Annotated in this window: 10 protein-coding genes; 4 read left to right on the top strand and 6 right to left on the bottom strand. The window is 70.5% G+C overall.

Annotated elements, in window-relative coordinates; all coding sequences use genetic code 11:
* Nucleotides 1-98 precede the first annotated feature (98 nt).
* On the top strand, nt 99-947 hold the full coding sequence (locus EF918_RS26845) for an EamA family transporter (protein ID WP_125651379.1): 849 nt from the start codon (nt 99-101) through the stop codon (nt 945-947).
* 233 nt (nt 948-1,180) lie between these two features.
* Here EF918_RS26845 and EF918_RS26840 read toward each other — a convergent pair whose 3' ends face one another.
* From EF918_RS26840 to EF918_RS26825, 4 genes are all read right to left on the bottom strand, one after another.
* Entirely contained in the window at nt 1,181-1,972 is a 792-nt protein-coding gene (locus EF918_RS26840) for a serine protease (RefSeq protein WP_125651377.1), read from the bottom strand.
* Nucleotides 1,969-3,162 carry an esterase family protein gene (locus EF918_RS26835; RefSeq protein ID WP_260610711.1) on the bottom strand — a complete coding sequence of 398 codons (1,194 nt, stop codon included), beginning with the start codon at nt 3,160-3,162 and terminating at the stop codon, nt 1,969-1,971. The genes EF918_RS26840 and EF918_RS26835 overlap by 4 nt, the downstream gene beginning before the upstream one ends.
* Nucleotides 3,163-3,255: 93 nt before the next feature.
* Nucleotides 3,256-4,422 carry an esterase family protein gene (locus EF918_RS26830; protein WP_125651375.1) on the bottom strand — a complete coding sequence of 389 codons (1,167 nt, stop codon included), beginning with the start codon at nt 4,420-4,422 and terminating at the stop codon, nt 3,256-3,258.
* 494 nt (nt 4,423-4,916) lie between these two features.
* Nucleotides 4,917-5,354: a MarR family winged helix-turn-helix transcriptional regulator gene (locus EF918_RS26825; RefSeq protein WP_125651373.1), complete on the bottom strand. Its 438-nt coding sequence runs from the start codon at nt 5,352-5,354 to the stop codon at nt 4,917-4,919.
* An 80-nt stretch (nt 5,355-5,434) separates the two neighbouring features.
* Between EF918_RS26825 and EF918_RS26820 the strand changes: the two genes are divergently transcribed.
* The gene (locus EF918_RS26820; RefSeq protein ID WP_125651371.1) at nt 5,435-6,427 is read left to right on the top strand and encodes an SMP-30/gluconolactonase/LRE family protein; all 993 of its coding nucleotides are present in this window, start codon (nt 5,435-5,437) and stop codon (nt 6,425-6,427) included.
* Between the two features lie 288 nt (nt 6,428-6,715).
* On the opposite strand, the gene EF918_RS26815 is transcribed toward EF918_RS26820, so the two are convergent.
* On the bottom strand, nt 6,716-7,246 hold the full coding sequence (locus EF918_RS26815; RefSeq protein ID WP_125651369.1) for a hypothetical protein: 531 nt from the start codon (nt 7,244-7,246) through the stop codon (nt 6,716-6,718).
* 329 nt (nt 7,247-7,575) lie between these two features.
* Between EF918_RS26815 and EF918_RS26810 the strand changes: the two genes are divergently transcribed.
* Nucleotides 7,576-8,157 (top strand): Uma2 family endonuclease, encoded by a 582-nt coding sequence (locus EF918_RS26810; RefSeq protein ID WP_125651367.1) that lies wholly within the window; start codon nt 7,576-7,578, stop codon nt 8,155-8,157.
* 111 nt (nt 8,158-8,268) lie between these two features.
* Here the strand turns inward: EF918_RS26810 and ychF are convergent, their stop codons facing one another.
* Complete coding sequence (gene ychF / locus EF918_RS26805; protein ID WP_125651364.1) at nt 8,269-9,357, bottom strand: redox-regulated ATPase YchF; 1,089 nt, start codon at nt 9,355-9,357, stop codon at nt 8,269-8,271.
* 109 nt (nt 9,358-9,466) lie between these two features.
* Between ychF and EF918_RS26800 the strand changes: the two genes are divergently transcribed.
* Nucleotides 9,467-10,024, top strand: coding sequence for a DUF6542 domain-containing protein (locus EF918_RS26800; protein WP_125651361.1), 558 nt, complete (start codon nt 9,467-9,469; stop codon nt 10,022-10,024).
* Nucleotides 10,025-10,045: the final 21 nt, after the last annotated feature.

The following is a 10,045-nucleotide window of genomic DNA, read 5'->3' as shown; positions in this document are numbered from 1 at the left end:
GGCCAGGGCCGCCCAGACCGCGCCGGTGATCCGCCCCGGCCGACGCCGTCCCCGCCCCGCGGCGGATCACCGGCGCGGTCTGGGCGGCCCTGGCCATCGTGTACGTGGTCTGGGGGTCGACGTACCTCGGGATCCGGGTCGTGGTCGAGACCATGCCCCCGTTCCTGTCGGCCGGCGCCCGCTTCGTCACCGCCGGGCTGCTGCTGACCGCGCTGGTCGCCTGGCGGCAGGGCCCGGCGGCCCTGCGGGTCACCCGGCGCCAGCTGGTCTCGACCGTGCTGGTCGGCCTGCTGCTGATCCTCGGCGGCAACGGCCTGGTCGTCCTCGCCGAGACCGCCGTACCGTCCGGACTGGCCGCCCTGCTGATCGCCGCCGTACCGATGTGGGTGGTGCTGCTGCGCACCTCGGCCGGGGACCGGCCCCCGCTGCGCACCCTGGGCGGCGTCCTGCTGGGGCTGCTGGGGCTGGCGGTACTGACGAGCCCGGGGCTGAGCGGTGCGGTCCGACTCTGGGGCGTCCTGCTGGTGCTCGCCGGGTCCCTGCTGTGGTCGCTGGGCTCGTTCTGGTCCTCGAAGCTGCCGATGCCGGCCAACCCGTTCACGGCCAGTGCCTACGAAATGCTCATCGGCGGCGTCGGCGGACTCGTGGTGGGCCTGGCCCGCGGCGAGCAGCACGGCCTGGACCTCGCCGCCCTGTCCACCCGCTCCTGGGTGGCCCTCGGCTACCTCGTCGTCTTCGGCTCGCTGGTGGCGTTCACCGCGTACGCCTGGCTGCTCCAGCGCGCACCGCTGTCGCTGACCGCGACGTACGCCTACGTGAACCCGGTCGTGGCCGTGGTCCTCGGCGCGCTGATCCTCGACGAGGAACTGACCTGGCCGATCGTCACCGGCGGCGCGATCGTGGTGGCCGCGGTGGTCGTCATCGTCTCGACGGAACGCCGACAGTAACGTTCCGGCGGTAACGCTCCAGCAGCACAGCGCTCCAGCAGCACGGCAACGCTGGGCCGGTAACACCCGTACGGCAGCGCCCGCCAGCAACGCTCCGCCGGTAACACCCGTACGGCAGCGCCCGCCAGCCACGTCCCCCGCACAGACCCAACCGGACCCGGCCCGCCAGCCACGTCCCCCGCGCAGACCCGGCCGGACCCGGCCCGGCCGAGGAGGAACGTTCCGCCAGTGCCTCAGCCCCGGGCGGCCCGCTCGTACAGCTTCTTCGCGTCCGCGTCGAACAGCGCCGCCGTCGAGTCCACGTCCGTGTCCCCGCCGCTGAGCACGCCGATCAGTTTCCCGGGCCGTCCCGGCCCCCGGTCGGCGATCCACGGGCTGCCGCTGGTGCCCGTCCAGAAGCCGGCGCAGCCGATGTACAGCATGTCCGGGTCGTCCTGGTCGTGGCTGGTCTGGGTGGTGCAGGAGACCGGCTTGTTCTCCGGGTTGTGGTCGGAGTCCGGGTAGCCGACCACCGTCACGTCCCGCTCGTACCCGGAGGCCCAGTCCGGGGCCGGCGCCTGCGTGCGCCCGACCGCCTCCTGCACACTGCGGCCGTCCTTGTCGGGCTCGACGGTCAGGAAGGCGTAGTCGGCGGTGTCCTCGCCCCACTTCGTCCAACGGTCGTCCACATGGATGGAACGGACCTTCCAGCGGCCCAGCGGCGCCTGCCCCGAGCCGCCGCCGGAGAAGGCGGGGGCGAACGACAGCTCGCCGATGGCCAGGCCGTCGTGGGCGACCTCGCCGGGCTCGCCGTCGGCGCCCTCGGGCGCCACGCAGTGCGCGGCGGTGGCGACGACGTTCCCCTTCGGGCTGTCCACCACGCTCGCCGTGCACCAGTGCTCCCCGTTGGCCATCAGGACGCCCACGGCGGGGAAGGGCGAGGTGACGGGGAGCGGCTTGTCGTCGGCGGTCCTCAGGAACGCGACCACGGCCAGCGCCGCGATACCGGCGGCGGCCGCGGACGCGCCCTTGACCGCCGGACTCACCGTGCGCCGGGGTCGGGGGTCGGCGGCAGCAGTACCTTGCTGATCCACTCCAGCGAACCCTCCCTCATTCCTCGTACGTACGACTTCCCGTTGTGCTCCCCATCCTGGATCACCTGGAGCCGGGTGTGCACGGGGCCCCTGGTGTAGTCCCGCATGAACTTCTCGGCCTTCTCGCGGCCGTCCTCGGCGGTGCCGATCTGGAAGCTGATCCAGACGTCGGGGCCGCCGGCGGCGATCAGCTTCTCCGCCAGCTTCTCCGGGTTGTTCTGGTCCATGGCCTGCGTGTCCCCCTTCCACAGCGGCGAGTCGGGCACGATGTCGACGCCGCTGGCGATCACCGCCTTGAAGCGGTCGGGGTACTTCAGGACGTGCTTGAGCGCGCCGAAGCCGCCCGAGGAGGAGCCCATGAAGGCCCAGCCGTCGCGGGAGGAGAAGGTCCGGAAGTTCGCGCGGACGAAATCCGGCACGTCCTCGGCCATCCAGGTGCCCATCTTGGGCTGACCGGGGATGTCGGAGCCGTCGAAGTGGTGCTTGGTGTCGGCGTTGATCACCGGCATGACGAGGACGAAGGGCAGGCTCTTGCCCGCCTTCGCGCCGTCGATCACCGCCTGCTGGAGGCCCAGGCCGGGACCGGTGCCCCAGTAGTTGGTCGGGTAGCCACGACCGCCGGGCAGCGAGATCAGGACCGGGAAGGCGCTCTTCTCGTACCGCTTGTCGTAGTACTCCTTGGGCGCCCACACCCAGACGTCGCCGGTGAAGCCCGACTTCGCGCCCTTGAGGGTGGTGCGCGCGATCTGGGTGCCGTCGGGCAGCCGGCTGGTCCGTACGAACTCGGCCGGCGGCCCGGAGGGCATCCGGACCCCGGGCCGCAGGTCGCCGTTGGCGGCGGTCTCCTTCACATGGCCGAAGGAGGCCGGATCCCCTATGTCGGAGAAGGCCCCGAGCTTGTACGCCCCCGCGGTGCCCGCGAGGACGAGCGCGGCCGCGCCGCCGATCAGCAGCGTGCGGCGGCGCCGCGGCCGGCGACGGGGCCCGGCTGCGGCATCGACGCCGACGCCGGCGCCGGCGCCGGCGGCTGCATCGGCGGCTGCATCGGCGGCTCCTGTCGCTGCTCCGCCGTTCCCGGCGTGGGCGGTGTCGTCGGTCGCGCTAGCGGTGTTGCGCTGTTCGAGCTGGTCGTGCTGCACCACGGATCGTCCCGTTCTGATTGTTCCCCCTTGCACCCTTTACAGAGGGATGAACGAGCCGATGGGTTGCCCGGGACGGGCGTCAGATCATCGGGATCACCCGCCGTCGGCCTTCGGACCCTTCATGATCTTGCTGATGGCCTGGAGCCCCTGCTCCTTCATGCCCCGGACGTAGTCCCACCCGTTGTGGTCGCCGCCCTTGATCTCGTAGAGGTCGATCTTGATGGGGCCCTTGCCGTTCTCGCGCTGGAACTTCTCCAGCCGGTCCCGGCCGCCTTCCTTCGTCCCGTACTGGAAGTTGACGTACAGCTCCGGGCTGCCCTTGGTCGCGATGAGCTTCTGCGCGAGCTTGCCGGGGTCGTTGGCGTCCATCTCGGCCTTGAAGCCCTTCCACAGCGGCGAGTCCGGGGCCGTCTCGCCACCGTTGGCGATCACCGCACGGAACTTGTCCGGGTGCTGCATGAGCTGCTTGAGGCCGACGAACGCGCCGGAGGAGTTGCCCATGAAGGCCCAGCCGTCGCGGGACTTCCAGGTACGGAAGTTGGCGCGGGCGAGCTCGGGGACGTCCTCGGCCATCCAGGTGCCCATCTTGGGCTGGTTGGGGATGTCGGAGCCGTCGTAGTAGTACTTCGCGTCCGGGTTGAGCACCGGCATGACCAGGATGAACGGCAGGCTCGTGCCCTTGGCCGCGCCCTCGCTGATCGCCTTCTGCAGGCCGAGGCTGCGGTCGGCCCAGTAGTTGGTCGGGTAGCCGTTGCCGCCGGGGAGCGCGATCATCACCGGGAAGCCGCTCTTGGCGTACTTCGGGTCGTCGTACTCCTTGGGCGTCCAGACCCAGACGTCGCCCTCGAAGCCGGACTTGGCGCCCTTGAGGCGGGTCTTCGATATTCGGGTGCCGTCGTCGAGCTTGGTGGTCTGCTTGAACTCCGCGGCCGGGCCGGTCGGCAGCGACAGGTCCGGGTCGCCGCTGGGCTTGGCGGCGCCACCGGACGCGGCGCCGGAGCCGTCGCCCTTCCCGCCCGCGGGCGGCTTGCCGTAGCTGACGGTCTCGCCGTTGCCGTCGAACCAGTCCGTCTTGAAGTACGCCCAGCCGGCACCACCGGCGAGCAGCGCGAGGACCAGCCCGGCGCTGATCCAGACCTTCTTGCGGGACTTACGGGCGGGCGGCTCGGGCTCGTGGTCGCGGTCGCGCCGGGGCTGGTCGTCGTAGTACGGGGCCCCGGGCGGCGGGCCCTGCGGGGGCTGCTGCCGGAAGGAGGGCATCTCCTGGGTGGCCTGCGCCGCGTGCCCGTACGCCGGCTGCTGCTGACGCTGGTACTGCGGCTGCTGAGACGACTGAGGCGGCTGAGGCTGCCGGTACGGCGGCGGGGGCGGAGGCTGCGGCGAGGACTGCTGCCCTCCGTACGGCTGGTCATCGGGCCGCGGGCGCTGCGGGTACTGGTGCACGAACTTCGCTCCGAACGGTCATGACTGCCCTCGGCGGACAGAAACTGGGTCGGGTATCCCTTTACCCGAGATGCGTGAACGCGGGTGCCGGGTTTCACCGCGGGGACAAAACATGAGATGCGTCTCACCTGACGGAATCCGGGGGAGGCGCGGGCAGGCGCGGCAGACCCGGGAGCCGCGGGCAGGCGCGGCAGACCCGGGAGGCGCGGGAGCCGCGGCAGGCGCGGCAGACGCGGCAGGCGCGGCAGGCGCTGCGGCGCGGGAAGGCGCGACCGGGAAGGAGTGAGGAGCCGGGATGGGGGCTCCCCCGCTCACCGCTGGGCGTCGAGCACCTCGGCGGCCCGCCCGAGCAAGGCGACGAGCTGCTCCCGCTCCTCCTCGCTGAACGCGGCGGCGAGCGCCCGTTCCACCCGTACGGCCGCGAGGTCGGCGATCTCCATCACGGCACGCCCCTCGCCGGTCAGCCGGGTCTCCAGGACGTTGCGGTGCCACTCGTGCGGGCTGCGCTCGATCCAGCCGCGTTCCTGGAGGTTCTTCAGCACGGTGTTCATGGTCGGCGGGGTCACCCCGCACAGCCGCGCGAGCGCGGCGGCGGAGATCCCCGGCTTCTGCGCGAGCCAGAGCAGCGCGGCGTACTGCGGAACGGTCACCCCGGCCGGCTTGAGCGCGGCGTTCTTGGCCGCGAGCAGGGCCTGCTCGGCGCGCTTGACGTGCGAGCCGATGCGCTCGTCAGGGGACATGGAGGTCATCCCGGAATCCTAAGACGCTTGCCATCATTAGACCTCTAACATAAATTAGCGCCCACCCAGCAGAAAGAGTCCTATCTACCATGCGCACACACCTCACCCCCCTCCTCGCGGCGGCAGCCCTGGCAGCGGCGGCCCTGACGGCGACGACCGCCCCCGCGGCCCAGGCGGCGGCACCCTCCCCCCTGGGCACGGTGGCGGACGGGCGCATCTCCACGGCCTTCACCCTCCCCGGCGCCAAGGTGTACCCGGAGGGCATAGCCCAGGACGGCCGCACGGGCGACGTCTACGTGGGCTCGTACGCGGACGGCACGATCTACCGCGCCCGCCCGGGCCGGTCCACGGCCGAGGTGTTCCTCCCGGCCGGCACCGACGGCCGCGACACGGCCAACGGCCTGCGCGTGGACCCGCGCGGCCGGCTGTGGGTGACGGACTCGACCACGGGTGTCGCGGTGTACGACACCCGCACCCGGACCCGGCTGGCGCACTTCGAGGTGGCGGGCACGGACCCGTTCTTCGTCAACGACCTCACGATCACCCCGGACGGCACGGCCTACCTCACGGACAGCCTCCGCGGCACGATCTACCGCGTGACCCCCGCCCAGCTCGCCCAGGGCTCGGGTCCCCTGGAACCGGCCTACACGCTGCCCGTCACCCCGGGCGCCATCGCCCTCAACGGCATCGTCTCCGACCCGGCGGGCCGCTGGCTCCTGGCGGTCGACATGACGGCGGGCGTCCTGCACCGCGTGGACCTGCGCACGGGCGCCCTCAGCCTGGTCACCCTCCACGGCGGCGACCTGAAGCACGCCGACGGCCTGGCCCTCTCCCCCGACGGCACCCTGCGGGTGGCCCACAACACCACCAACACCCTGACCCGCTGGCACCTGTCCCCCGACGGCACCGAGGCCCGCCGGACCCGCACCCTGACGAGCCCGTCCCTCCAGATCCCGACCACCCTCACCCACAGGGCGGGCCGCACCCTGGTGGTCCGCTCCCAGTTCGACAAGGGCGGCCCCATGACCCCGTCCACAGGCACCCCGACCACCTTCACGATCGCCACAGTCCAAGGCCTCTGACCCCACCCGACGCCCCGGAACACCCTGCGGGACCGACCCCCGAAGCCCACGCCGATAGGGAGGGGCAGGCGGCGGGCCACCTGCCCTCGGACGCAGGCTCGCGCAGCGGGGGCCGGCTGGGCAGAACACAAAGGCCGCCCGACCCGCTGCGTCGCGGGTCGGGCGGCCTTGTGCCGGGCGGGTCAGACGTTGAAGCGGAACGCGTAGCACAGGGCTCCCATCTGCAAAAACGCCGTTCCGCGGGGTTCAGGTCAGCACAGAATCAGCACGGGATTGCGTCGATGTCTTCTACGTGGGAACGCCGTCATCGCTCAGCGGTCGCATGGGGATCTCGGAGAGGGCGGGTTCAACCACTTCAGGGACCTCCACACCTGAGGCCTGCTCCGGGCTTCGCCGTCCAAGCCGCTTCCGGACCTCGCTGCTCAGAGCTTCGATGCAACGCGACTGCTCCTCCTGCGCATCTGCACTTCTCTTGAGATCCTTCGCAATCTGATGGGTACTCCACTGCACTGAGTCGGTCTCTAGAGCACTGTCTCGGAGGGCTTCAAGATCCACCGTGTAGATGAGCGGGTCCACGTGGCCGAACGGTCCGTCCGCTTCCACCCGAAACTCGTAGATCTTGGGCAGCTCCGAGGAGAACAGCTGATGGCCCATGTCCATGACGAAGGGAATTCGGCGCTTCGGAGGCAAGGTGGCGATGGGGCGACCAACAGCGCGATTGAGCGTCGCGGCCCGCTCGGCCCCAAGAGTGGTCTGCAGCGGAGGGCTCACCGAGATTCGTACATTGCGGGGCAGGGTCCGACCGATGTTCTCGATCACCAGCACGAGTAGCGATGACCCCGGGATGCGAGGCCTGATGTCGACGATGACATACGGCTCCGCCTGCTCGCGTTGCGCCTTCTCTGTGAGGGCGTTGGCTTGGCCACTGCTCTGGCCTGGCGCCGGTTGTAGACGAGGGCCCAAAACGCGGCCGTCGTCGAGAAGACGAGAGCTGCCACGGAGATGACCACCGCGGCGATCTGGACCGATGAGTCACTCATGGCCGGATGCCAGGTGTGTGGCCGGTCATGGCGCGACAAGTTGCCGAAAACCCCCGGACCGGGATCGTTGGCTCTCCAGCCTGAGCTGCGGGCCGCTACCGTGAAGCCATGACCGCACTGCCCGACTGGATGCGCCCGCCGCGCGCGGAAGGCTGGTTCGCGGAGGACCTCGACCGCCTCCCCGAGGCACCCCGCCACACCGAGCTGATCGACGGAGCCCTCGTCTTCATGATGTCGCCCCAGAGGTGGTGGCACGGCCACCTCGTCACCATGCTCACGGTCGCGCTCATGGAGCAGGTGCCCGCGGACACCAGAGTCGGCCGCGAGATGACCATCAAACTCGACCCACGCAACCGTCCCGAACCGGACCTGCTGGTGACGACGGCCGACTTCGACGGTGACCGCACCTGGTTCGCTCCCGAAGACGTCCAGCTCGTCATCGAGGTCGTCTCTCCCGAGTCCGCCCATCGCGATCGCACAGTAAAGCTCCGCAAGTACGCGGAGGCCGGCATCCCGCACTACTGGTGCATCGAGGACGAGGACGGGGCACCCGTCGTCCACGTCTACGAGCTCGACGAACCCACCGGCGTCTATGCGCCCGCCGGCATCTTCCGGGGCACCCTCCAGCGCCCGGTGCCCTTCGAGATCAGCCTGGACCTCGACAAACTCACGCCACCCCGAAGCAGCTGAAAGTCAGCACCAAGTCAGCACGGGAATGCGGAAGGGGTCGGGCTCGCTGGAGTCCGACCCCTTCTGAGCTGCATGTTTGACAGAACTATCTAACATACAGTAACGAGACGCTTACACGTTGAAGCGGAATTCCACCACGTCGCCGTCCTGCATCACGTATTCCTTGCCCTCCATGCGGGCCTTGCCCGCTGCGCGGGCTTCGGCTACCGAGCCCGTCGCGATGAGGTCCTCGAACGAGATGACCTCGGCCTTGATGAAGCCCTTCTGGAAGTCCGTGTGGATCACGCCGGCCGCCTCCGGGGCCGTGGCGCCCTTCTTGATGGTCCAGGCGCGGGCTTCCTTGGGGCCGGCCGTCAGGTAGGTCTGGAGGCCCAGGGTGTCGAAGCCTACGCGGGCCAGGGTGGCCAGGCCGGGCTCCTCGGCGCCGACCGACTGGAGGAGCTCCATGGCGTCCTCCTCGTCGAGCTCGGCGAGGTCGGCCTCCAGCTTGGCGTTCAGGAAGATCGCCTCGGCCGGGGCGACCAGGGCGCGCTGCTCGGCCTTGAAGGCCTCGTCGGTCAGCTCCTCCTCATCGACGTTGAAGACGTAGAGGAACGGCTTGGTCGTCAGCAGGTGCAGGTCGTGGAGGAGCTCGGTCTTCTCCGTGCCCTGGACGTAGCCCTGCGAGAAGAGGGTGTCGCCCTTCTCCAGGATCTCCTTGGCGGCCTCGACGGCCGCGACCTTCGGGGCCGTGTCCTTCTTGATCCGGGCTTCCTTGGCCAGGCGCGGCAGGACCTTCTCGATGGTCTGCAGGTCGGCGAGGATCAGCTCGGTGTTGATCGTCTCGATGTCGTCCTTGGGCGAGACCTTGCCGTCGACGTGGACGACGTTCTCGTCCTTGAACGCGCGGATGACCTGGCAGATCGCGTCCGACTCACGGATGTTCGCGAGGAACTTGTTGCCCAGGCCCTCGCCCTCGCTCGCGCCGCGCACGATGCCGGCGATGTCGACGAAGTCGACGGTGGCCGGGAGGATGCGCTGGGAGCCGAAGACCTCGGCGAGCTTGGTCAGGCGCTCGTCGGGGACACCGACGACGCCGACGTTGGGCTCGATCGTGGCGAACGGGTAGTTGGCCGCCAGCACGTCGTTCTTGGTCAGGGCGTTGAACAGGGTCGACTTGCCGACATTCGGCAGACCGACGATTCCGATCGTGAGCGACACGTTGGCGACTTCCCGTAGCTGCTGGAGGATACGGCCCGGGCATGGGCCGTCAGACAGTTTACGCGTGTCCCACGGGGCTCCGAGGGGGTACGGCGCCTAGCCTCGTGGCGTGGAGCGATACAGGACGCGGTCAGATCATCACCCTGCGCAGCGGCAGGCGGCGGGTACCACCGTGCCCGGCCCCCGCCCCGGGCCGCGTACGGGCGCGCGCCCGCGCCCCCGTACGGGCGCCGGCCGGCCCCGGGCCGGCCGGCGGTTGCCGCGGCCCAGGCTGACCGGGCTGGGCGGTGGGCTGTTCGCCGTGGTGGCGATGGTGCTGGCGGCCGGGATCGACTGGCTGATCTTCGACGCGTCGATGGTCGGCTACGGCGCCCTGTTCCTGCCGGCGGCCGCCGCCACCGCGCTGTGGGTCCGGCCCGCCGACCTGATCACCGCCCCGATCGCCGTGCCGATCGCCTTCGCGGTGGGCGCGTGGTTCATCGCGGAGGGCGGTTCGGGCGGGTTCGGGGCCCAGGTGATGGGCCTCGTCACCGCCCTCAGCCTGAATGCCGGGTGGCTGTACGCCGGGACGCTCGTGGCCGCGCTGATCGTGATCGTCCGCAAGGCCGTGCTCGTCGGGCGCAGGCGGGTGGCGGGCCCTCCGGTCCCCCAGCGCCGCCTCGGCTGACGCTCCCGCCCCCCCTCAGCC

The sequence above is a fragment of the Streptomyces sp. WAC06614 genome, from assembly GCF_003949795.1.
Classification (GTDB): Bacteria; Actinomycetota; Actinomycetes; order Streptomycetales; family Streptomycetaceae; genus Streptomyces.
This window is presented reverse-complemented; position numbering and strand designations above follow the sequence as displayed.

Excerpts from the sequence above, each read along its gene's own strand:
- EF918_RS26830 (WP_125651375.1), bottom strand. The coding sequence starts at position 4,422 with ATGCCCTCCTTCCGGCAGCAGCCCCCGCAGGGCCCGCCGCCCGGGGCC.
- EF918_RS26825 (WP_125651373.1), bottom strand. The coding sequence starts at position 5,354 with ATGACCTCCATGTCCCCTGACGAGCGCATCGGCTCGCACGTCAAGCGC.
- EF918_RS26820 (WP_125651371.1), top strand. The coding sequence starts at position 5,435 with ATGCGCACACACCTCACCCCCCTCCTCGCGGCGGCAGCCCTGGCAGCG.
- EF918_RS26810 (WP_125651367.1), top strand. The coding sequence starts at position 7,576 with ATGACCGCACTGCCCGACTGGATGCGCCCGCCGCGCGCGGAAGGCTGG.